Here is a 22861-nt window from a genome sequence, read left to right as displayed (position 1 = left end):
GCCGTCAGCTGCGTTCACAACCAGGATTGCGCCGTCCATCTGCGCTGCACCGGTGATCATGTTCTTGACGTAGTCAGCGTGACCCGGGCAGTCGACGTGGGCGTAGTGACGGTTTTCCGTCTCATATTCCACGTGCGCCGTGTTGATCGTGATGCCACGGGCTTTCTCTTCCGGCGCAGAGTCAATGTCCGCATAGGACTTGGACTCGCCACCCGAAGCTTCCGCCAGCACCATCGAAATCGCTGCCGTCAGCGTCGTCTTGCCGTGGTCAACGTGGCCAATCGTGCCGATGTTAACGTGCGGCTTGTTACGTTCAAACTTTGCCTTGCCCATCGGGCCTCTCCTTGGTTCAAATTAGGTGTCCGGCCCGCCGGACGGATAAACATCAGGCCTAGCAGCCCATTAAACGCGCCTCATAACCATGTGTGGCGCCGGTTTCAAGCACGCAAATGCCAGTTCACTGCGGTCAGGTTTCCCGCCTTGCTCCGGTTGGAAAGCCCGGATAAGCGGAAGCGGCCAGAACTTACGCAAGGACAATGACATGACCGCTGACCTTACGCCGCATGCCGAACGCGTGAACCAATCCTCCCTCAAGGCGCTCGCAGAGACACGCGCCGCGACGGCGCCATTGCGCGCTGCGGGTTGGTCTATCGACCTGTCCCGACAGTATCTCGACGACGGTGCAGAGGCCGCCCTGCTCCAGTTCGGACGCGATTCGGGCCTTCAGTCGGCAGCCGATCACCTTTTCACTGGCGACATTGTGAACCCGTCTGAGAACCGCCCGGCCCTGCATTGGGCATTGCGGGCACAGGCAGAATTGTCCGGCGAAGCTGAGACTGTTCGGCAAAGCATACAACCAGCGCTGGCGTTTGCACGCGACGTCGTGTCCGGCGCGGTTACGAGTTCGACCGGCGATCCATTTAACGCGGTCCTTCACATCGGCATCGGCGGATCGGATTTCGGCCCGCGCCTGATCGCGGACGCGTTCGAGGACCAGGCCACAGGAAAGATCGACCTGCGCTTCTGCGCAAATGTTGACCCGTTCGATCTCGACCGCGCCATGCACGGCCTCGACCCGAAACGCACTCTCGTCATCGGCGTTTCAAAATCCTTCGGGACGGAAGAAACTCTCTACAATCTCGCCCGCGCCCGGAAATGGCTGGAAGAAACAGTGGGGGACGAATCTCAGCAGCATCTGGCGCTCGTGACCGCAAATGCGGATCGCGCCAAAGCCTGGCTGGACGGCCGCGAAGCGCATGTCTTCGATATGCCGCTATCGGTAGGCGGGCGCTTCTCGCTCTGGTCAGCCGCATCGCTCGCCTGCATGATCTATCTCGGCGCAGACGTCTTCGAAGAAATCCTGCAGGGTGCGGCAGAGATGGACGCCCACGTCCGCTCAACGGCCCTGGAAGAGAATGCGGCCATGCGTCTGGCCCTGATCGACTATTGGAATGCAACGGTACGTAATGAAAAAATGCGGGTTCTGCTCGCCTATGCGAACCGGTTGAGAATGCTTCCAACCTATCTGCAACAGCTTGAAATGGAATCGAATGGCAAGACCGTAGGCCCGACCGGCGCGCCGGTGTCCGGCGCCACGGCCCCGGCCCTTTGGGGCGGCGAAGGCTCTGTCGGCCAGCATTCCTATCACCAATGGCTCCATCAAGGCTCGCAGGACGTGCCTTGCGAGTTCATCCTCGCTCCAGATAGAGACCGTGAGCCAGAAGGCATCAAAGCGCTTACCGCCCACGCACTCGCACAGGCGGAAGTCCTCGCCAATGGGCGGAGCTTCGAAGACGTGAAGCGGGAAGAGCCCGACCTGTCCGACGAAGTCGCACGTCAGAAAGTCCATGCCGGTGGACGCGCATCAACTTTCCTGTCGCACGCCAAATTCGGCCCGAAGGCTTTTGGCGCGCTGGTCGCCCTATACGAGCACAGGACCTATTTCGCCGGCCAGCTCTGGCATCTGAACCCGTTTGACCAATGGGGGGTCGAGCGCGGCAAGACGATGGCGTCTCGCCTGAAGCCTGCCGTCGAGGGTAGCGCCAAGGCGGACGACCCTGTCACTTCCGCCCTCATCTCGATGATCATGGGGGAATAGGCCGATCCGCGTCCTGCGAGAAGTCTGTGTCGGAGAGACCCGTGAGGTCCTGATAGGCGATGACGGGTCGCCGATTGCCCTCCGGCTTGAGCGCTGGTCGGATGAAGCTGGTCGTTTGAAACTAGGCCACCGGGTCAGCGCACGCATCCGCTCTCTCAAACCTGACCAGGGCGGCGCATTCGTTGAGACGTCTGAACAGGCAGAAGCATTCCTGCGCCTGCCTGCCGGACACGGCCTGACCGAAGGCCAGCTGATTGAAGTCACCGTCTTGTCTGAAGCCCGGCAGGACAAGCTGCCACGTGTCTCGATGAAAAACGCTGACGCAGGATCTCTCGGAATTGAGCCCTGGGACAACATCCCCGTCGAAGAGGTCAAAATCGGGGACGAACAGGTCGAATCGGCTTTTGAAGACGCGTTGTCCCCTGCCGTGGTCATTCCGAATGGGGGACGATTGCGCATAGACCGGACCCATGCGCTGGTTGCCGTCGACATCGACTCCGCCGGGCGCCGCGGCAAAGGCAGCGCGGCAAGTAAAGCGCTCCAGCTGAACCTCGACGCCTGTAACGCGCTCTCGCGCCAGATCGGGCTTAGGAAGTTAGGCGGCCTCATCATCCTGGACTGCGTCGCGCCCCTGAATGCCGGGTCGCGCCAAAAATTACAAAACGCCATGAAATCCCACCTTGAAAGAACCGGATTTCCGACGGCTACGGTCCTTGCGCCCTCCCAGTTGGGGCTCATGGAAATGTCCCTGCCCTGGCGCGAAACCCCACTCGACGAGCGCGTACTAGATGAATGCGGGGAGTTCTCCGACGAATCGCTCTGCCTTGCCGGATTGAGACTACTCGAACGCACGGCCACGAAGAGTCCGATGGAAAAGCTCACCCTGGAGCTGCCTGAACGGGCCATGACATGGCTCGAAAGCCGGGGCGCGTCCTTGATGGCGATGCTCTCTGAAAAATATGGTCATCGCGTCTCATACCTGGCCTCGACTAAGCCCGCGCCAATCGTATATCAGGCCCCATGAGCAAACCTGTTTCCCCGAAATCCACCCAACCGAAATGCGCCCAGTGCCGGAAGAATCCCGTCTCTGCGCAGTACCGGCCTTTCTGTTCGAAACGTTGCGCAGATGTCGATCTGAACAAGTGGCTGTCGGAGGGATACGCCATTCCGGGCGCACCCGCCGACCTTGCCGACGACGTGCCCGGCCAAGAGATGTCAGAAGATGACTGAAAACAGCATGGACAAGATTACAAGCCTTCGTTAGATACCGCGCTTCCCCAGTGGCCCGCCCGGGTAGCTCAGGGGTAGAGCAGCGGATTGAAAATCCGCGTGTCGGTGGTTCGATTCCGCCCCCGGGCACCATCTTTTCAAGATACCCTCCCAGCATATTGTGTTTCCTACATTCCGCGCGCCACCGCGAAAGACCCTGAGTTCAGGGGGAAACAGGCCCCCTTGACCTGTATCAACAATATAGAGTGCTGCCTCCCATAAGGCGCTGTCTCGATATGAGTCCCTGACATATATTCTAGAGAGGATCGGATGGCAGCACCGAGGTTTACCTATCGACGACTGAACCGGCGCCTCGATGTCCTGGTCAAAGGACGGCTCTGGCTTCAGGTCATCATCGCCCTGGTCGCAGGCATCTCGCTCGGCTTGGTCCTCGGTCCAGACCTGGCGCTCATCCCGCGCTCCCAGGCAGACCTCATCGGAGACTGGCTGGCCCTGCCTGGAAAGCTGTTTCTGGCCTTGATCCGCATGGTGATCATTCCGTTGGCTTCCAGCTCCATTGTCCTTGGCATAGCTGGGACAGGCGGTGGCGAAGCGCTGAAAACCGTCGCCCGGAAACTCATCAGCTTCGTACTCCTGACGACAATTGCGGCGACGGTCATTGGTGTATCGCTCGCGCGCATGATCCGACCGGGCCGCTCGCTTGACGAAAGCCTCCCCCTGCCGCCGAGCCTCAAACCCGAACATCTGGAACTTGCCGAACCGGCCCCTTCTACGCTGGAGGAAATTACCCACAGCCTGCCGGACCTCATCACGAATTTGATCCCGCAGAACGTTACCGCATCCCTGCTTGAACAGGATATGCTCGCCATTGTCGTATTTTCCTTGTTCGTCGGCATGGCAGCAATCACGACCGACAAGCGCGAACTGACCCGGCCACTCGTGGCCCTGGCTGAAGCGGTGCTTGAGATCAGCATGACGGTCATCCGGACAGCCATGCGGTTCGCACCCCTGGCCGTGTTCGGCCTGATGGCCGAGACAATGTCGGCCAGCGGTATCCGGACGCTTGCTGACCTTGCGATCTATTGCGGCATCGTGCTGAGCGGTCTGGCCATTCTTCTGGTGCTCTACATCCTGATTGCGGCCGTGCTGGGCAGGATGGGCCCACGAGCCTTTCTAAGTGCCGTGGGACCTGTGCAGCTCCTGGCGTTTTCGACGTCCAGCTCTGCAGCGGTCATGCCGCTCACCATGAAAACTGCGGTCGAAAAACTAATGACACCGCCTGCCCTCGCTGGCGCGATTGTGCCGCTGGCCTCCACCGTCAACATGGCCGGCACAGCACTCTACCAGTCTGTCGCAATCGTGTTTCTGGCGGATATTGCCGGCGCGCCCCTGTCATATAGTGACCTCGCCCTTGTCATGGTGACGCTGACCGGCGCATCCATTGGCGCGCCCGCAGCCCCCGGCGCCAGTATCGCCATCCTGTCGGCCACCGCTGCCAGCTTCGGCGCCCCTCTCACAGGGCTGGCGCTGGTCATTGGCGTCGACCGTATTCTCGACATGGCACGAACCCTGGTGAATGTTACCGGCGATCTCGTCCTGTGCCGTATCCTTTCCCCAAAGGCAGGTGCGCTTCCGCCATCCCATGAAGCCAAAGCAGATTCAGTTTCGGATCGACCTCCCCCGCTGGCATCGACGCAAGTATAAGCGCGACTATCCGCAGGGAGCGTCCTTCAGGCTGCCTTGCTGCCCTTGGTCGGCGGCAGAACAGAGGACTCCAATATTCCGGGCTCATCCCAAGCCCCTTCTGGACGAATGATCCGATAAGGGTCTTCATCGAAGGCCAGTTTTTGCGGATGCTGCGGAATGGGAATCTCGATTTCACGGTATTCATAGCCAGAGAACCAGAAAGGCGCGCGGCCCTCGATCAGGCGGCATTTGAACGTCCGCGACCAGACCGGCCAAAGCCGTGCCTGTATCTGACCGACCATCCGCGCATAGCCCTTCCGGGAGACGATTTCGAAACCGGCAGCGAGCAATACCCGCAATCCGGGACGGCCCCGTTCGCTCGTCAACAGGGCGATCCGCTCCAGCTTCGCAAACTCGGCAAACCAGCGGATGCGCAAAGTCCCGACCGGACGGCCATTTGTCCTCAGGATGAGATGAGTGGCGCAGAGATCATTGCCGTCAAATTCCTCCTCATATGGACAATTCTGTTCCGTGAGGAAAACAGCTGACCGGATCGCGCTGACCTGGTGATAACCATCCAGAGTGCGAACCACATCCGCTGAGTAGGTCTGATGAGCTTCCGGTGGCACCGGCCGGAGAAGCACCGATTCCCCGACCTTGTTCCGAGGGCGACTCACGAAGCGTGATCCATAATTTGCTGGAAGGGAGGTTGGACATACAAATCTGAAAGCCCCCCCTCAAATTTCTGAAACCCCAGACTCAGCATGGAACGCCGACCATCCTCGGTAGCCCCGCGCGCATAGGCGGGGAATACGCCGAACATTTCCACCCGCAGCACCGCCGACGCGGTCATGATTTTCTTCCGGGCCTCACGCGTCTTGCCCGCATAGACGCCGACATAGAATGCCGACACGCCCTCCCCCTGTGCAGCAAGATGTTCGCGACGGGGCGCTGCGGGGTCATATGACCCGTCTCGCACGGCATTCTCGCCAGCCTCCGTCAGCGGGAGGGTGAGGAAGATCCCATCCACAGGATCGCCCGTTACCCAGGCCGTCATGCCGGTTTGCGCGTTCATCCTTGAAATCGAATCGACAGACGCAAGTTTCCCATGAATCAGGGTTTCCGCCATGGAAACCGCCGCCTCCAGCTCCTCGCGAGTCGCAAGCCGGAACCCGAAATCTTTCGCACGTGCAACAAGCGCTACAGGGTCCACATTGGCCAAGACCATTTTTCTAGTCTGCGTTGCATTCATGAGATTTCTCCATTACATGGTTAATTTTCATGACACAGTTCTGAGCGGGTGACTTCGGCAAGAAATGAAACGGGGGCTTTCACACGCGGAAGACGATCACGCGCCTTTTGACAGGTTCGACTGGGATCGGCTGAGGGTCTTTCGCGCCGTCGCGCGGACGGGCAGCATGAGCGCGGCGGCAAGTGTGTTGGGAGGGTCACTTCCCACGATCAGCCGCCGGGTGACCGATCTCGAAAGTGCCCTGCACACAGAACTCTTCCACCGGCATCACACAGGCGTTGACCTCACCGAAGCGGGCCGCACCCTTCTGCGTCATGCTGACTTGATGGCCGATACGATCCAGGCTGCTCAGGACGAAGTCGGGGGCGCCGCAAATGACGAGGGGAACTACCTCCAACTCATCTGCAGCGAAGCGCTCGCCCTTTATTGGATTGCGCCCCGGCTCTCAGAATTCCAGCTCAGCAATCCTGATCTGGTGATTGATCTCACAATCACCGACACGCCGTCCGATTTTCACCGACTGGCCGGGGATATCGCCTTGCAAATGTCGCGGCCGACTGAGTCCGATCTGGTGGCCCGCCGCATCGGCCGGTCACATTATGCCGGATTCGTGTCCAGCGACTGGCAGGCGACCTATCCCCTGCCAAGTTCCCTAGCCGACCTCGCGCAAGCCGGAGCCCTGATACATGCACCTTATACGGAACACCTTAATCGATCCGGAAACGCTCTTCCCGAACTCAGCATGATGCGCCGGATGAATGCCATGGAAGCCATGGTCTCGTTCTGTCAGTGCCGCGTGGCTCCGGCCTTGCTACCGACACATTTGACGGACAGATTTGCGCAACTGGTCGCCTGCCCGGCACCCCGCATGCCGGCGCTGGATATCTGGCTGTACCATACCCCGCGCGCACGCAAATTGAAGAATGGGGGCCGCTTGCTTGACTGGCTGCACGGCATATTTGCGCCGGAAGAAAGCGACTGGTTCCGCCAAGTCGACGTGACGCGCTAAGGCCGCCCTAGGCCACCAGCCCTTGCTGCCGTGCTGCGAGTTCTCTCAGTGCCATGGGCGACCCCATGACCTGCCGGTTCACGCCAATCCGCTTGTACCAATAGTGCAAGCCCACAAGGTCCGTGAACCCCATGCCCCCGTGTACTTCGGTCGAGGTTCTCGCAATGAAGGTTCCCACCTCCGAGATGTGCGCTTTCGCCAGGAATGCCATGGCCAGCGCCTCTTCATCCTCGACATCAATCGCATGAGCGGCATGCCAGAGCAGCGCCCGCGCGGGCTCAAGCTTCGCCGCCATTTCTGCGCAGAGATGTTTGACAGCCTGAAAGGATCCGATCACCCGGCCGAATTGTTGTCTTTCGGCGGCATAGGCGACCGCCTTGTCCAGCATGCATTGCGCCGCGCCGAGTGTGTCGGCTGCCATCAGGACGCAAGCGACCGCGAAGACCCGGTCCACATCCCTGACCTGAATACCCTTGTCGATACTTGCCAGGCCAAGCTTTGAAAACACCCGTGTACGGTCAATGGTCTTGACGGGCTCTGCGGCTCCGGACTCGCCAGTATGGATCGCATCATTGGCAAGGCAAAGCATATGTGTTGCCCCGCGCACATCCATGGCCATTAGCGTGCTTCCGGCCACGGTATCGTCATGAATCAGGAGGCCGGAACCATCACGCCTCGACGTGAAATCATTGAGGGCGATCCCGAAACGGGTCTCGCCGGTGGCAATACCGTTAACAAGGGCTGAGCCGGTATCCCGCAGGGCGTATGCGGCCACCGAATTGGAGAGAAACCAAGCGGGCACGATGCCGTAGCCGAAACACTCCTGCACCAGTATGGCGTCCAGCACACCCAAGCCCGAGCCGCCATCCGCTTCGGTGACCAGCAACCCGTCCAGTCCGAGTACGCCGAGGTCGGTCTCAAGCTTGACGGTTGCCGCCTCGTCGCCGTCAGCTACTTTCCGAATCAGGTCGAGCGGCACTTCCTCTGCCACAAACCGACGGACGGTTTCCTGCAACATGATCTGGTCTTCTGAGAGTCCGAATTCCATGTGTCTAGCTCCTCGCCGGCCGGGGTTCGCGCGGCATGCCGAGCCCGCGTTCCGCAATGATGTTCTTCTGGATCTGCGCCGTCCCGCCGCCAATAATCAATCCGAGATCATACATATAGCGCCACTGCCAGCTGCCGCCCGATCTCAGATGCTCTCCCTCCTCGTAAAGGATGCCCAGTTCCCCCAGGGCATCAATGGCGAGCCCCGCAATCTGATGGTTCATCTCGCAGCCTTGCAGCTTCACAACCAGGCCTGACAGGCCAGGTGACTCGCCTTTCAGCCGGTTGGTGGTAATTCGCAGGCCATTCGCCTGCATCGCATAGACTTCCCCTTGCAGTGCCATGAGCCGGTCTCGCAGCACGGGATTATCGATCAGGCGCTGGCCGTTGACAGTTTCTGTCTTCATCAACTCAACCAGCTCGACGAAGCGCGCCTTTGTCGCGTTCGGGTCCCCCAGCATGCCGCGTTCATGGGTCAGCGTGGCATTGGCAACCTGCCAGCCCTTGTTGACCTCGAACACCACGCCGCTCTTCGGGACACGTACGTCTGTGAAAAACACTTCGTTGAAGTTTGCCGCGCCGGTCATGTCGACCAGAGGCCGAACCTCGATGCCGGGGCTGTCCATCGGGAACAGGATATAGGTGATGCCGTGGTGTTTTTTCGCCTCGGGATCGGTACGGACCAGGCAGAACATCATGTCAGCCTGGCGCGCTGTGGAGGTCCAGATCTTCTGACCGTTGATGACAAAATCGTCGCCGTCCTCGACCGCCCGAGTGCGTAATGCGGCAAGATCAGACCCCGCGCCCGGCTCTGAATAGCCTTGGCACCAGATCAGCTCGCCTTTCAGCGTCCGCTCAATATACGCCTCTTTCTGTTCCGGTGTACCGATCTCCAGCAGGGTCGGCACCAGCATTGAGATGCCTTGCCCGGCCAGTGGCCTTGGCAGGCCGGACCGCGCGAACTCTTCCGCGATAATTCGGGATTTCAGAATATCGGGCTCGGCGCCATAACCGCCATATTCGGTCGGAATGGTGCGCGCCGTCAGGCCTTCCCGGATCAGGAACTCCTGCCAGGCAAGGCGTTTTGGATGCTTCAGCCCCTTGTCCTCAGGGCCGGGCGCAAGGTGGGCATTGGCTTTCAACGTGTCCGCAATCTGGTCGCGGAACGCGGCGTATTCGGGGCTAAGTGTCAGGTCCATGAGACAAGTCTCGAATGGCTTCCCCAAGGTCTGGCAATATCTAAATCGAACTCTGCCTTGCAGAACCTTGCGTAAGGCCTGCTAGCGATGGCTCCAGTCAAAGGAGGACACTCATGCCCGTCGAATACAAGAAACAAGGCAATGTCGCGATCATCACCATGAATCGGCCGGACGCGCGTAACGCTATCAATGCTGAAATGGCCAGCACAATGGAAGCCGCCATCGACCAGATGGAATCCGATCCTGAAATCTGGGTTGGCATTCTGACCGCTGTTGGCAAAGCGTTCTGCGCTGGCGCGGATTTGAAGGAAATCTCGGCCGGCAATGGCGCCGGCCTCTCCACCAAGAAGGGCGGATTTGCCGGCATTGCACGTCGCGAACGGACCAAGCCCCTGATCGCTGCCATCACCGGCTCGGCGCTTGCGGGCGGCACCGAGATCGCGCTCTCATGCGACATGATCATCTGCGCCGACAATACCAATTTCGGTCTGCCTGAAGTGAAACGCTCTCTCGTCGCAGGGGCTGGTGGCTTGTTCCGCCTTCCCCGCGCTGTCGGCCGTGCCGTGGCACTGGAAGCTATCCTGACAGGCGATCCGCTCCCGTCCCAGCGCGCCTATGAACTTGGCATGGTCAATAAGGTGGTGGCTGAAGCAGAGGTTATGGGTGAAGCCGAAGCGCTTGCTGCCAGGATCACCGCCAATGCCCCGCTCGCAGTGGCCGCCAGCCGGGCGGTGGCGATGGATGCCACCAGCAAGACCGACGACGAGCTCTGGAAAGACAGCGGCAAGGCGTTTGCAGGCATTGTTGGCACTGAAGACTTCAAGGAAGGCCCGAAAGCCTTCATCGAAAAGCGCGCCCCTGTCTGGAAGGGCCGCTAACGACTATACCTGTGATCTGAGCCACCGGACCGCGCCCAACCCGGCCGCGCGTCCGGTGGCCATGCAGGCCGTCAGCAGATAACCGCCTGTGGGTGCGTCCCAGTCCAGCATCTCGCCGGCGCAGAACATGCCGGGCTGTTGCTTCACCATGCAATGATCGTCCAGCGCATCGAAAGACACGCCGCCCGCCGTGGAGATCGCTTCGTCCGGCGGGAAAGGCTTTTCGAGCGGGATCGGCAGACATTTGATCAGTCGGGCAAGACGTTCCGGCTCATTGGAAACATCCAACCCACCAAACTCAAACAACAAGGCGCGCTTCACACCTTTCAGGTTTGCCACTTTGCGGAGATGATTTGAAAGTGACTGCTTTCCCCGGTCTTGTTTCAGGCGGCTGGCAAGCGTTTCCTCCGTGAGGTCGGGCGCGAGATCAATCTCCAACGTTACCTGACCGTCGGTCTCCAGCCGGTCGCGAATAGCAAGGGACAGGGTGAAGATCGCGCCGCTTTCCATGCCCCGGTTGGTCACGACGAATTCTTCCCGGCTGGTCTGGTCCCTAAAACGCACGGCCACATTCTTCACCGGCGTGCCGACAAATTCCGTCTTCATGTGATCTGACCAATCTACGGTGAAGCCGCAATTGGACGGCCGGAAAGGCTCTGTTTGTATACCCCTCTCGGCGAACACAGATGACCAACTCCCATCCGAGCCAAGCCGCTTCCAGCTTCCCCCGCCCAGAGCGAATATCTGAGCGTCTGATTGCACAGAGATGGGGCCCTCAGGCGTGTCAAAGATGAGGTCGGCATTGTCGCTCCACCCCGTCCAGCGATGCCGCGTGTACAACTGGACACCTTGGGACCGCAGCCGTGCGAGCCACGCCCTCAGGAGCGGCGATGCTTTCATTTGCACCGGGAACACGCGCCCCGTCGGCCCAATTGTCGCCTCAATATCAAGGCCCAGCATCCATGCCGCGATGGATGCTGGGCCAAATTCGCCAAGGGCACTTTTCAGCAAGGGCACCACATCTGGATAGCGCGAGATAAAATCTTCCCCCTCACGCATATTGGTAATGTTCAGGCCGCTCTTGCCGGCCATCAGGAATTTCCGCGCGGGGCTAGGCATCGCTTCATAGAGAGAAACCGAATACCCGGCGTCTGACAGGATTTCCGCTGCCATCAGGCCAGCCGGCCCCGCGCCGATGATGGCAACCCTCGGCGAGTGCTCAGTCATCACGATTGACGCGCGCCTTGCCCCGGCCGAGGGCCAAGGCCTTGATGGCGCCCCGGAAGGTCTGCACTTCTTGCCGCGTCCAGTCAGCCCGGATCAGGGCAGCGCGCAGATTGTCTTTCATCAGCGGTGTCTTTTCCGGCGGGAAGAAATAGCCTGCGCGTTCCAACTCCTCCTCAAAATGCTCGAACATGCGGAAGAGCTCATCGCGCGGGGCAGGCTCGCCCAATTTCGCCTTGTCCTGTGAGATTACCAGATCCGACTGCTCGCGGCGCTTGCCCCACTCGGCGCAGAACACGCAGACGGCTTGGGCAAGGTTCAGGCTCTTGAACTCCGCATCCACCGGATAGGTCATCAGGAAGTCTGACACAGCCACGGCATCATTCGGCAGGCCGGATTTCTCGGCGCCGAACATGATGGCGGACTGGCCCGTCTTCAGCCGCTCATATGCCAGATCAGCCGCTTCGCTCGCGTCCCCTACACGCTTTTCAATGCCGCGAAGGCGGGCTGTGGCAGCTACAAGCCAGGTGATGCCCTCCAGCGCCTCTGGCAAAGTCTCGAAGACGCGCACCACCACGCCCGACTCGAACGCTCCCGCAGACATTGCATCTGCGGCAGGATTCGGCCAGCCATCCCGCGGCGCAACCAGACGAAGGTCCGTCAGTCCGAAATTGCGCATCACCCGCGCCGCAGCGCCGATATTCTCACCCAATTGGGGGCTGTGAAGGATAATTGCGGGGTTGCGCTGATCTGACATGGTTTTCCCTGTTTTGACGCGGCTGTTGGCTCTGCTATAGCCCTGCGAGAATAGTGCAACCGCAGGGAATACAAACATGGCGAAAATCAAGGTCAAAAATCCGATCGTCGAGATGGACGGGGACGAAATGACCCGCATCATCTGGCAGATGATCAAGGACCGGCTGATCCATCCTTATCTCGACATCGACCTCAAATATTACGACCTGTCGGTCCAGAAGCGTGATGAGACGGACGACCAGATCACCATCGACGCAGCCAATGCAACCAAACAATACGGTGTTGCTGTCAAATGCGCCACGATCACGCCGGACGAAGCCCGCGTTGAAGAGTTTGGCCTGAAGAAGATGTGGCGTTCGCCAAATGGCACGATCCGCAACATTCTCGGCGGCGTTGTCTTCCGCGAGCCAATCGTGATCTCCAATGTCCCACGTCTGGTGCCAGGCTGGACGAAGCCGGTTGTGGTCGGCCGTCACGCCTTTGGCGACCAGTACAAGGCCACGGACTTCCTCGTTCCAGGCAAGGGCAAGCTGACCATGAAATGGGAAGCGTCCGACGGGTCCGATTCCAAGGAATTCGAAGTCTTCGACTTCCCGTCCTCCGGCATCGCCATGGGCATGTACAACCTCGACGAGTCCATCCGTGACTTCGCCCGCGCCAGCCTGAACTATGGCCTGCAGCGCAAATGGCCGGTCTACCTGTCGACCAAGAACACGATCCTGAAAGCCTATGATGGCCGCTTCAAGGACATTTTCCAGGAAGTGTTCGACGCTGAATTCGCAGACAAGTTCGCTGAGTTCGGCGGCACTTACGAGCACCGCCTGATCGACGACATGGTCGCAGCGGCCATGAAATGGTCCGGTGGCTATGTCTGGGCCTGTAAGAACTATGACGGCGACGTTCAGTCCGACACGGTCGCCCAGGGCTACGGCTCGCTGGGTCTCATGACTTCCGTTCTGATGACGCCGGATGGCAACACGGTTGAAGCCGAAGCTGCCCACGGCACGGTCACGCGTCATTACCGCAACCACCAGAAGGGCGAAGCGACCTCGACGAACTCCATTGCGTCGATCTTCGCCTGGACCCGTGGTCTCGACCATCGCGGCCGAATGGATGACACGCCTGACGTGCGCGCCTTCGCCCAAAAACTGGAAGAGACCATCATCAAGACCGTCGAGAGCGGCCAGATGACAAAGGACCTCGCCCTGCTCGTCGGTCCGGATCAGGAATGGCTCACGACCGAAGGCTTCATCGAAGCCGTCGACAAGAACTTCCAGGAAGCCATGTCGAAATCCTGATAGGCTCAGGACTTACAGAACAAAGCCCCGCAACTCGGTTGCGGGGCTTTCTTGTTCAGGCAATGAATTTGGCGACAAACCATGCCCCCAGCACGATCCCCAGCAAAGGGATCAGCGCAATCAGCCAGATGGGCCGCGCCTTGATGTTTCCAAGCTTTTCTTCCGGGTCCATCATGCCTCTCCCAACAATATGCGCACATGGTCCTCCAGATCGAGCTGGCGGAGGCGTTTGAGTCGTTCCGTCAACAGAATGCGGCGGAGGCGCTGATAGGCAATTTCGAGATCGTCATTAACGATCACATAGTCATAGCGTCGCCAATGCATGATCTCGCGCTTGGCATCTTCCATGCGGCGCGCCACGATCTCCGGCGTGGATCCCGGCCGTGCCGCCAGGCGCTGTTCGAGCGCGCTGATGCTGGGGGGCAGGATGAACACCGAGACCACATCATTAGGCATCTGGTCGTGCAGCGCATCCGCGCCTTGCCAATCCACGTCGAAGAGGACGTCTTCCCCGCTTTCAAGCTTGGCCACCGTGTCGGCCTTTGGCGTGCCGTAATACTTGTCAAAGACGTGCGCCCATTCGAGGAATTCGCGCCGCTCAATCATGTGATGAAACTCATCAACGGACCTGAAATGATAGTCTTTTCCGTCTTTCTCCCCAGGCCTTGGCGGACGCGTGGTCGCCGAGACTGACAAGTTCACATCATCGAATTCCTCGATCAACTTCTTGGCAAGCGTCGTCTTGCCAGCGCCGGACGGGCTCGACAGGACCAGCATGAGTCCCCGGCGATGGCCGTGGTCCTTTGGATGTCCGCTATTCGACATTGGCTGACTGCTCCTTGAACTGGTCTATTGTTCCTTTGAGGCTGAGACCTGCATTCGTCAAATCCAGACTGACGGATTTGGAGCAGAGCGTATTGGCCTCGCGATTGAGTTCCTGGGCGAGGAAATCGAGCTTCCGGCCCACCGGTGAGTCGCCTGAAAGCAATTTCCGCGCAGAGTCGAAGTGTGCGAGCAAACGGTCCAGCTCCTCGCGGACATCGGCCTTTGCAGCAGTCAGTGCGAGCTCAGCCGCCAGCCGTTCGGGGTCCACCTGCTGGTCTGCCCCCAGTTCTTCCAATTGCTTCGACAGCCGCGCCTTGAGCAGTGCAGGCTGGTCCCCCGCGAGTGAAATAGCGGCATCCGTCGCTGACACCAGTTCGTCGACGAGACCGGAGAGCATCGTTTGCAGCGCGCGGCCCTCGGCTTGGCGGGCCTGGTCCAGCTCCGCAAGCGCCGCACCCGCAGCCGATTCAAGTTCAGCCATGACGTCCGGATTCGCCGCAACGTCCCGGATGTTTGCCGATCCGGTTTCCACAACACCCTTTACAGTCATCAGGGTGGCGATGGCTTCGCTGGAAATGCCGACGCCATGCGCCTTCTCTGCCGCCGCCAGCAATGTATCCAGCAAGGCGTGATCGATCGTGGCGCCCCCTGCCTGATCGCTCAGCTCGATCCTGAGCGAGACCTGAAGGGATCCACGATTGAACCTTTTTGAAGCCGCAGCTTTGACGACACGTTCCAGCGCATCGAACCCGGGAGGGGTATTCACTCGTACATCCAGCCCCCGACCGTTCACGCTCTTGGCTTCCCAAGCCCAGGCGCCCCACTCTGCTTCCCCCGTGACACGGGCAAAGCCGGTCATGCCGGATAGGTTGTTCATTCCCCTGCCCGCTCCCTCTGTATTTCTTCTCGTTCATATTGGCGGTAAGCCGCGACATTCCGGTTGTGCTCGGCCAGCGTCTTCGCGAACAGATGGCCGCCCTTGCCGTCTGCCACGAAAAAGATGTGCCCCGTCTCGTCAGGGTTCAGGACGGCTGCAATCGCCTCCCGGCCCGGATTGCAGATTGGCGTCTTTGGCAGACCATCAATCTGATACGTATTCCAGTCCGTCTTCCGGTCGATCTCGGAGCGATATAGCGTACGGCGCTCTCCCCGGCGGTTATACAGGGGCTCACCCTTGGAGATCCCGTAGATGATCGTCGGGTCGCTCTCCAGGCGCATGCCGCGCTTGAGGCGCGTAGCGAACAGGCCGGCAATCTGCGGACGTTCTCCGGCAATGCCGGTTTCCTTCTCGACAACGGAGGCAAGGATCACAGCCTCTTCCGGGGTTGAAATGGGCAGACCTTCAGCGCGCTTGGGCCATAGATCTGCCAACACATCAGCCTGGGCCTTACGCATTCGCTCGACCAGTTCTGCGCGGGTGGTGCCGCGCTGAAAGAGGTATGTGTCCGGAAGCAGCATGCCTTCACCGATTTCCGTCTCCGGCATCTCGCCGGTAAGGATCGGGTCGGCTTCAATGATTTCCAGTAATTGTGACGTGGTCCGGCCTTCCGGCAGCGTTATCTTGTGGAGGACCGATTTACCCTCAATGAGGACATCCATCACGTCCGTCACACTCGCGCGCGGCTCGAGAATGAATTCGCCGGTCTTGATGGCAAGTTCAGTACCGTCGAGCCGCGCCTTCAGACGTACCAGGCGGTCGTCCTGCACGATACCGTTCTGCTCCAGCCGCAAGGCTACGCGGGTCAGCGTTTCGCCCGGCTCAACCGTGAAGACGTGCTGCTCTGTGGAGGGGCCCGGTTTCGAGACTTCGTTCTGGAACCAGAGCCAGCCGCCGCCAAGTGCTGCGCCACCCACAAACAGCAGGAGCACCAGCACTGAAAGCAGGCCTTTGATGAATTTCATGAACGCCTCGCGAATCCTGACTGTGCTAGCCTACATGCCAACCCCAGCCCGGAGAAACAGGCTTACTGAACTTCCTTGAGAACCAGCGATGCGTTCGTGCCGCCAAAGCCGAAGCTGTTTGACATGGCCGCACGCACCCGGCCCTTCTTGGCCTTGTGTGGGATCAGGTCCAGTACGGTCTCGAAGCTCGGATTGTCGAGGTTCAAGGTCGGCGGCATCACCTGGTCGCGGATCGCGAGTGCGCAGAACGCACTCTCGATGGCTCCGGCAGCGCCGAGTAAGTGTCCTACAGCCGACTTGGTCGACGACATGGACATGTTCTTGGCATGCTCACCGAAGGCTCGCTCAACGGCGCCGGCTTCACCTTCATCCCCCTTCGGGGTCGAGGTGCCGTGGGCGTTGACGTAGTCAATCTCTGACAGGTCCATACCGGAATGTTTGAGCGCCATCTTCATGGCACGGTATCCACCCTCGGCGCCTTCAGCAGGGGCCGTGATGTGATAGGCGTCACCCGTCAGGCCGTAGCCTGCGACTTCCGCGTAGATCTTCGCACCGCGCGCCTTTGCATGTTCGTACTCTTCGAGCACGACGATGGCGGCGCCTTCACCCATGACGAAGCCATCCCGGTCCTTGTCATAGGGACGGGAAGCCTTTTCAGGCGTGTCATTGAAATTCGTGGACATGGCCTTGGCAGCGCAGAACCCTGCGATACCGATGCGGCCAATGACAGCCTCGGCGCCGCCTGCAACCATGACATCCGCATCGCCATATTTGATGAGGCGGGCAGAGTCGCCGATCGCGTGAGCGCCGGTAGCACAGGCCGTCACCACCGAATGGTTGGGCCCTTTGAATTTGTGCCGGATCGATACCTGGCCAGAGGCCAGATTGATCAAGGCAGCAGGGATGAAGAACGGGCTCACCTTGCGCGGCCCGCTCTCATGAAGCGTGATCGCCGTCTTGTAGATGGATTCAAGGCCACCAATACCGGACCCGATCAGAACGCCAGTGCGCTCCTGACCTTCATCGTCCTCGGGCTGCCAACCAGAATCCTCAACAGCCTCATCAGCCGCAGCGATCGCATAAAGAATGAATTCATCGATCCGGCGCATCTCTTTCGGAGATACGAATTTAGCCGGATCAAACGCATGGGGATCACCTTCGCCGCCACCGCGGCCTGTTACCCACGGAACCTGAAACGCAATCTTGCACGGCATGTCCTCGGGATCGAACGTATCAATACGTCCGGCTCCAGACTTGCCTTCAATCAGGCGCTCCCAGGTTGCCTCACGGCCAGCGGCCAGTGGCGAGACAATCCCGATTCCGGTAATAACAACGCGGCGGTCTGACATAGAAATCCCGAAATCTTAGATGTGAGCTTTGATGTGCGTTACCGCATCACCAACCGTGCGGATAGATTCCTGCACGTCATCCGGGATCTCAATGTTGAATTCTTCCTCGAAGGCCATGACCAGTTCAACCAGGTCCAGCGAGTCGGCGCCGAGATCATCGATGAAGCTTGCGCTCTCGACGACTTTGTCACCATCCACGTCGAGATTATCGACAACAATTTTTTTAACGCGTTCTAGAACGTCAGACATGAGTACCTCTCTGAAAATGCCTGAGGACTGGCCCAGATTCGAACCATTGTGTTGCGCCTAGCATACACTGGGGACGAGCGCCAAGTCCTATGAGTGGGGCTTGCTGTAGTGAAATCAGATCATTGCCATACCGCCATTCACATGGAGCGTCTGTCCTGTGACATAAGCGGCTTGGTCGGACGCAAGATAAACGGCTGCGGCGGCAATGTCTGCACCCTGGCCGAGTCGACCGGCCGGAATCTGGCCCAAAAGTGCCTCTTTCTGCTTTTCCGGCAACACATCCGTCATGGGTGATTCGATGAATCCCGGCGCAATCGTGTTGGCCGTAATCCCGCGGCTGGCCACTTCCTGGGCCAATGATTTGGTAAATCCGATCATGCCGGCCTTGGAGGCGCAATAATTCGCCTGACCGGGATTTCCGGTCACGCCGACAATGGATGTAATTCCGATAATCCGGCCGTGGCGACGCTTCATCATGCCTCGCACACAGCTTTTCGTGAGGCGGAAATAGCTACCCAGATTGACCGACAGAACATCGTTCCAGTCATCATCCTTCATCTGCATCAGCAGCTTGTCGCGCGTAATACCGGCATTGGCCACGAGGATATCGAGCGGCCCGATGGCTTCCTCAGCCCGGCCCACAAGGCCATCGACCGATTCCGCGTCAGACAGGTTGCAGGGCACGATGGCGCTCTCGCCCTTCAGCGTGCCGGCAACTTCTTCCAAAACGTTCTCACGCGTGCCCGACAGGGCGACCTTGGCGCCTGCTTCGGACAGGGCTTGTGCGATGGCGCGGCCAATTCCGCCGGAGGCGCCCGTCACGAGGGCCGTACGGCCAGTAAGATCAAACATCGTGTCTATCCCTTCATTGCTTCTGCAAAGGCTTCGAGATCCTCGGGAGTCCCGAGCGTAAAACCGTTGAGCGACTTGTCGATTCGGCGTTGCATCACCGTCAGCACCTTGCCATTGCCTGCTTCGCCCGTCGCTTCAACTCCCTGAGCGACCATGAATTGCACACTCTCTGTCCAGCGCACACGGCCGGTAACCTGTGCGACAAGGTTCTTCCGGATGGTCTCCGGGTCGGTGACGGCGCTTGCCGACACGTTTGCGACCAGTTCAGTAACCGGCTGCGCAATCGACACATCAGCGAGCGCCTCTGCCATCGCATCTGCGGCCGGCTGCATGAGGGAGCAGTGGAACGGCGCGGAAACGTTGAGGAGCATGGCTTTCTTGACGCCACTGTCCTTCGCATGCGCGCAGGCGGCCTCAACCGCGTCCTTGCGGCCCGATATGACGAGTTGGCCCGGCGCATTGTCGTTTGCGATATCGCAGGCCCCGCGGGTTTCGCGTCCAGCTGCACAGGCAGCTTCAGCCTGATCGATATCGGCGCCCAACAGGGCCGCCATTGCCCCCTCTCCCGGCTGCACGGCCGCCTGCATGGCATTCCCGCGAATGCGCAGGAGGCGCGCCGTATCTGCCACGCCTAGCGCACCTACGGCAGCCAGCGCGGAATATTCACCCAGGGAATGGCCCGCGACATAGGCCGCGTCCTTGGCTGACAAGCCGAATTCAGCCTCCAGAGCACGGGCTGCAGCCAAGCTGTGCGCCATGAGGGCGGGCTGCGTATTTGCCGTCAGAGTCAGCTCTGCAATATCGCCGGCCCACATGAGGCCGGACAGATCCTGCCCAAGGGCTTCATCAGTCTCGGCAAAGACATCGCGGGCCGACTGAAAAGCCTCCGCCAGCGCCTTGCCCATTCCGATTTCCTGGCTCCCTTGCCCAGGAAAGATCAGCGCGAATTTTTTCATGTCTGGTTTCTCCAAATTGCGCCCGTGGTTAAAGGTGACCGCGAATGTAAGCAAGCGCTTGAAAAACAGGCCAAAATGCGCTTTACACCCGCCTTCACTCGCAGGCATGCGGCCCTTGGTAGTTTGGAATGAGCCAGACGAAGAGGGGCCATCGCCCGGCAGTTTCCCGCTGTCTGGCGCCGCATGGCTCTACTATGGGACTGAAAACATGGCACTATATGAGCATGTCGTGATCACACGACCTGACATTTCGCCTGCTCAAGTCGAGACGTTTGTCGAAGAACTGAGCGGATTTCTCAAGGAAAAAGGCGCATCCGTTGGCAAGACCGAATACTGGGGTCTTCGCAACCTGGCCTATCCGATCAAAAAACAGCGCAAGGGGCATTATTCCCTTCTGAACATCGACGGCCCAGCCGATGCGGTTCAGGAACTCGAACGCCGCCTTCGCATTTCCGACGACGTCATGCGCTACATGACGATCCGCGTTGAAGCCTTGAGTGATGAGCCGTCGCCGGTTCTCTCTCGCAAAGACCGTCGTCGCGACTAGGGAAGGACACTCGAAATGGCTCAGAAACTGAACATCACGAATATTCCTGCCCGCCGTCCGTTCGGACGTCGCCGCAAGGTCGACCCGTTCACCGGTCAGAACGCGCAGGAAATCGATTACAAGGACGTGAAACTGCTGCAGCGCTATATCTCTGAAAAAGGGAAAATCGTGCCCAGCCGCATCACGGCCGTAAACCTCAAGAACCAGCGCAAGCTTGCTCAGGCGATCAAACGCGCCCGCATGCTGGCCCTGCTTCCGTTCGAAGTGAAGTAAGGAGACACGAACATGCAAGTCATCCTTCTTGAACGCATCGAACGCCTCGGCAAAATCGGCGAAGAAGTGAACGTGAAGAACGGGTTCGCCCGCAACTTCCTGATCCCTCAGGGCAAAGCCCTGCTTGCCAATGATCGCAACCGGGCTCGCTTCGAGTCCGAGCGCGAAGCCATCGAAGCCCGCAATGCTGAAGCTCGCGCGAACGCCGAAGCTGAAGCCGGTACGCTGGACGGCACCGTCTTCACCCTGATCCGTCAGGCTGGCGACACCGGACAGCTCTATGGTTCGGTTACCGCACGCGATGTGGCTGATGCTGCTGAAGCCGCTGGTCACCCGGTGCCTCGGTCCGGCGTCCGCCTCAATCGTCCGATCAAGGCCATCGGCCTGTACGACGTGGCGATCCGCCTGCACGCAGAAGTCACCATCACGGTTCAGGCGAACATCGCCCGCTCCACGGAAGAGGCAGAGCGTCAGGCCAAAGGCGAAGACATTGTTGCTTCGCTCCAGGCTTCGAACCAGGAACTCGCTCAGGAACAGGCCGGTGAACTCGCCGAAGCCGCTGCTGAGCGCGCCGAAGCCGGCGGCGAAGACGAAGAATAGTCTTTCGCACATCCAGATTGAGGGCCGCAGCTATCCACAGCTGCGGCCCTTTTTTGTGGAGCAACGGTGAATTGCGCAGTTCGTTCGGCATCAAGACGATGAATTCGCCTCGCAGGTGAGGTAAAAGAATCGGATGCCTCTTGATGACGCCCCTGCTTCAACCATCGCGCCGCCGCACAATCTGTCGGCCGAGGCGGCTGTGCTCGGCGCCATCCTCTTCGATAACAATGCCTACCAGCGTGTAGCCGACATCCTGCGGCCGTCTGACTTCTACGCGCCTGCGCATCAGGAATTGTTCGACGTTTCGGCAACCATGATCCAGCAAGGCCGAATCGCCGACGGGGTGACCCTTCGCGAGCATTTCGAGAAGGCAGAGAAACTCGCCGAGATCGGTGGCGCGCGCTATCTGGAGCAATTGCTTGATTCGGCCGCGTTCGGCCCGGAAGTGGGCGATTATGCCCGGATGATCCGCGACCTCGCCATGCGGCGCTCGCTGGTTGGTATCGGCAGTGAACTCACGGGGCGCGCCCTGAACCCGACCCCGGAAGAAAACGGCGAACGTCAGATCGAACTGGCCGAACGGCAATTGTTCGACCTGGCAGAGCGCGGCTCGTCCGGACGCGGCTTCACGACCTTCTCCGAGGCCCTGACAGAATCTTTGAAAAATGCCGAAGCGGCCTTCAAACGCGAAGGCAAGATCGCCGGCATCCCGACCGTGCTACGCGATCTCGATGAAAAGCTCGGCGGTCTGCACAGATCCGACCTGATCATCCTCGCGGGTCGTCCCTCAATGGGGAAAACCTCGCTCGCGACCAATATCGCGTACAATGCAGCCGCCGCCTATCGCGCCGAAGTACAGGATGACGGGTCGAAAAAAACCATCGACGGCGCAATCGTCGGTTTCTTCTCGCTCGAAATGTCGAACGAACAGCTCGCCACGCGAATCATCGCCGAGCGGACGGGCATCACCACACACCGCATCCGTCAGGGCGACCTCGACAAGAGCGACTTCGAACGGCTGCGCGAAGCCACCGAAGAACTTCAGAACCTGCCACTCTATATCGATGATACGGGCGGCATCTCGATCAGCCAGCTTGCTGCCCGCGCGCGTCGCCTCCAGCGGTCTGTTGGCCTCGACATGATCGTGATCGACTATCTGCAGCTCATCACCGTGACCAGTGGCAATGCCAATGCGAACCGCGTTCAGGAAATCACGCAGATCACGACGTCCCTCAAGGCGCTTGCAAAAGACCTGAACGTTCCGATCATTGCCCTGTCCCAGCTATCGCGAGCTGTTGAACAGCGCGACGACAAACGTCCCCAGCTGTCTGACCTTCGGGAATCCGGCTCAATCGAGCAGGACGCCGATGTCGTCATGTTCGTCTATCGCGAAGAATATTACCTGTCGCGGACAGAGCCCGGCGCAGACCCGAGCGATCCGTCCTCGAACGAGAAATGGAGCCAGTGGCGCGAGCGTATGGATCAGGTCTATGGCAAGGCCGAAGTTATCATCGGCAAGCAGCGGCACGGCCCGATCGGGCGCGTGGAACTGGCGTTCGATTCGAACATAACCCGCTTCGGGGATTTGTCCCGCGACCAGCAAGGCTATGGCAGCGATTTCGACGAATAGC

Annotated in this window: 25 protein-coding genes and 1 tRNA gene; 12 read left to right on the top strand and 14 right to left on the bottom strand. The window is 59.6% G+C overall.

Going from position 1 to position 22861, the window contains the following annotated elements:
- The coding region (locus tag V7660_RS12140) for a GTP-binding protein (RefSeq protein WP_335603310.1) at positions 1-333 on the bottom strand (333 nt) is incomplete at its 3' end.
- A gap of 208 nt (positions 334-541) precedes the next feature.
- Here V7660_RS12140 and pgi point away from each other — a divergent pair.
- The 5 genes from pgi (at position 542) to V7660_RS12115 (ending at position 5032) form a co-directional block, all read left to right on the top strand.
- On the top strand, positions 542-2098 hold the full coding sequence (gene pgi / locus V7660_RS12135; protein WP_335603309.1) for a glucose-6-phosphate isomerase: 1557 nt from the start codon (positions 542-544) through the stop codon (positions 2096-2098).
- Positions 2099-2213: 115 nt separating this feature from the next.
- A complete protein-coding gene (locus V7660_RS12130) occupies positions 2214-3122 on the top strand; it encodes a ribonuclease E/G (RefSeq protein WP_335603308.1) in 909 nt (302 codons plus the stop codon).
- The gene (locus V7660_RS12125) at positions 3119-3328 is read left to right on the top strand and encodes a DNA gyrase inhibitor YacG (RefSeq protein WP_335603307.1); all 210 of its coding nucleotides are present in this window, start codon (positions 3119-3121) and stop codon (positions 3326-3328) included. Before V7660_RS12130 ends, V7660_RS12125 begins: the two co-directional genes overlap by 4 nt.
- A gap of 57 nt (positions 3329-3385) precedes the next feature.
- Positions 3386-3460, top strand: a tRNA-Phe gene (locus V7660_RS12120).
- A gap of 177 nt (positions 3461-3637) precedes the next feature.
- On the top strand, positions 3638-5032 hold the full coding sequence (locus V7660_RS12115; RefSeq protein WP_335603306.1) for a dicarboxylate/amino acid:cation symporter: 1395 nt from the start codon (positions 3638-3640) through the stop codon (positions 5030-5032).
- A 26-nt stretch (positions 5033-5058) separates the two neighbouring features.
- On the opposite strand, the gene V7660_RS12110 is transcribed toward V7660_RS12115, so the two are convergent.
- On the bottom strand, positions 5059-5691 hold the full coding sequence (locus V7660_RS12110; RefSeq protein WP_335603305.1) for a GNAT family N-acetyltransferase: 633 nt from the start codon (positions 5689-5691) through the stop codon (positions 5059-5061).
- Positions 5688-6266 (bottom strand): hypothetical protein, encoded by a 579-nt coding sequence (locus V7660_RS12105; RefSeq protein WP_335603304.1) that lies wholly within the window; start codon positions 6264-6266, stop codon positions 5688-5690. Before V7660_RS12105 ends, V7660_RS12110 begins: the two co-directional genes overlap by 4 nt.
- A gap of 64 nt (positions 6267-6330) precedes the next feature.
- Between V7660_RS12105 and V7660_RS12100 the strand changes: the two genes are divergently transcribed.
- Positions 6331-7275 carry a LysR family transcriptional regulator gene (locus V7660_RS12100; protein ID WP_335603303.1) on the top strand — a complete coding sequence of 315 codons (945 nt, stop codon included), beginning with the start codon at positions 6331-6333 and terminating at the stop codon, positions 7273-7275.
- A gap of 7 nt (positions 7276-7282) precedes the next feature.
- Here the strand turns inward: V7660_RS12100 and V7660_RS12095 are convergent, their stop codons facing one another.
- Positions 7283-8323: an acyl-CoA dehydrogenase family protein gene (locus V7660_RS12095; protein WP_335603302.1), complete on the bottom strand. Its 1041-nt coding sequence runs from the start codon at positions 8321-8323 to the stop codon at positions 7283-7285.
- A gap of 4 nt (positions 8324-8327) precedes the next feature.
- Positions 8328-9521, bottom strand: a complete 1194-nt coding sequence (locus V7660_RS12090; protein ID WP_335603301.1) for an acyl-CoA dehydrogenase family protein — start codon at positions 9519-9521, stop codon at positions 8328-8330.
- A gap of 113 nt (positions 9522-9634) precedes the next feature.
- Between V7660_RS12090 and V7660_RS12085 the strand changes: the two genes are divergently transcribed.
- A complete protein-coding gene (locus V7660_RS12085) occupies positions 9635-10399 on the top strand; it encodes a crotonase/enoyl-CoA hydratase family protein (protein ID WP_335603300.1) in 765 nt (254 codons plus the stop codon).
- Positions 10400-10402: 3 nt separating this feature from the next.
- Here the strand turns inward: V7660_RS12085 and V7660_RS12080 are convergent, their stop codons facing one another.
- A complete protein-coding gene (locus tag V7660_RS12080) occupies positions 10403-11626 on the bottom strand; it encodes a TIGR03862 family flavoprotein (RefSeq protein WP_335603299.1) in 1224 nt (407 codons plus the stop codon).
- Positions 11619-12380, bottom strand: coding sequence for an RNA methyltransferase (locus tag V7660_RS12075; RefSeq protein ID WP_335603298.1), 762 nt, complete (start codon positions 12378-12380; stop codon positions 11619-11621). The genes V7660_RS12080 and V7660_RS12075 overlap by 8 nt, the downstream gene beginning before the upstream one ends.
- A gap of 76 nt (positions 12381-12456) precedes the next feature.
- Here V7660_RS12075 and V7660_RS12070 point away from each other — a divergent pair, with 76 nt between their 5' ends.
- A complete protein-coding gene (locus V7660_RS12070; RefSeq protein ID WP_335603297.1) occupies positions 12457-13677 on the top strand; it encodes an NADP-dependent isocitrate dehydrogenase in 1221 nt (406 codons plus the stop codon).
- A gap of 171 nt (positions 13678-13848) precedes the next feature.
- On the opposite strand, the gene gmk is transcribed toward V7660_RS12070, so the two are convergent.
- The 7 genes from gmk to fabD form a co-directional block, all read right to left on the bottom strand.
- Entirely contained in the window at positions 13849-14502 is a 654-nt protein-coding gene (gene gmk, locus V7660_RS12065; protein ID WP_335603296.1) for a guanylate kinase, read from the bottom strand.
- The gene (locus V7660_RS12060) at positions 14492-15379 is read right to left on the bottom strand and encodes a YicC/YloC family endoribonuclease (protein WP_335603295.1); all 888 of its coding nucleotides are present in this window, start codon (positions 15377-15379) and stop codon (positions 14492-14494) included. Before V7660_RS12060 ends, gmk begins: the two co-directional genes overlap by 11 nt.
- Positions 15376-16404: an endolytic transglycosylase MltG gene (mltG, locus tag V7660_RS12055; protein ID WP_335603294.1), complete on the bottom strand. Its 1029-nt coding sequence runs from the start codon at positions 16402-16404 to the stop codon at positions 15376-15378. Before mltG ends, V7660_RS12060 begins: the two co-directional genes overlap by 4 nt.
- A gap of 62 nt (positions 16405-16466) precedes the next feature.
- The gene (gene fabF, locus V7660_RS12050; protein WP_335603293.1) at positions 16467-17753 is read right to left on the bottom strand and encodes a beta-ketoacyl-ACP synthase II; all 1287 of its coding nucleotides are present in this window, start codon (positions 17751-17753) and stop codon (positions 16467-16469) included.
- A 15-nt stretch (positions 17754-17768) separates the two neighbouring features.
- Positions 17769-18002 (bottom strand): acyl carrier protein, encoded by a 234-nt coding sequence (locus V7660_RS12045; RefSeq protein ID WP_027839729.1) that lies wholly within the window; start codon positions 18000-18002, stop codon positions 17769-17771.
- A gap of 114 nt (positions 18003-18116) precedes the next feature.
- Positions 18117-18854, bottom strand: coding sequence for a 3-oxoacyl-[acyl-carrier-protein] reductase (gene fabG, locus V7660_RS12040; protein WP_335603292.1), 738 nt, complete (start codon positions 18852-18854; stop codon positions 18117-18119).
- A gap of 5 nt (positions 18855-18859) precedes the next feature.
- A complete protein-coding gene (fabD, locus tag V7660_RS12035) occupies positions 18860-19810 on the bottom strand; it encodes an ACP S-malonyltransferase (RefSeq protein ID WP_335603291.1) in 951 nt (316 codons plus the stop codon).
- Positions 19811-20018: 208 nt separating this feature from the next.
- Here fabD and rpsF point away from each other — a divergent pair, with 208 nt between their 5' ends.
- From rpsF to V7660_RS12015, 4 genes are all read left to right on the top strand, one after another.
- The gene (gene rpsF / locus V7660_RS17285; RefSeq protein ID WP_034815377.1) at positions 20019-20357 is read left to right on the top strand and encodes a 30S ribosomal protein S6; all 339 of its coding nucleotides are present in this window, start codon (positions 20019-20021) and stop codon (positions 20355-20357) included.
- Between the two features lie 15 nt (positions 20358-20372).
- Positions 20373-20630 carry a 30S ribosomal protein S18 gene (gene rpsR / locus V7660_RS12025; protein ID WP_034815380.1) on the top strand — a complete coding sequence of 86 codons (258 nt, stop codon included), beginning with the start codon at positions 20373-20375 and terminating at the stop codon, positions 20628-20630.
- 12 nt (positions 20631-20642) lie between these two features.
- Positions 20643-21230, top strand: coding sequence for a 50S ribosomal protein L9 (gene rplI, locus V7660_RS12020; RefSeq protein WP_335603289.1), 588 nt, complete (start codon positions 20643-20645; stop codon positions 21228-21230).
- Positions 21231-21363: 133 nt separating this feature from the next.
- Positions 21364-22860, top strand: a complete 1497-nt coding sequence (locus V7660_RS12015; RefSeq protein WP_335603288.1) for a replicative DNA helicase — start codon at positions 21364-21366, stop codon at positions 22858-22860.
- The last annotated feature ends 1 nt before the right edge of the window (position 22861 follow it).

Origin of the sequence: Hyphomonas sp., assembly GCF_036964145.1 — a bacterium.
Taxonomy (GTDB): domain Bacteria; phylum Pseudomonadota; class Alphaproteobacteria; order Caulobacterales; family Hyphomonadaceae; genus Hyphomonas.
This window is presented reverse-complemented; position numbering and strand designations above follow the sequence as displayed.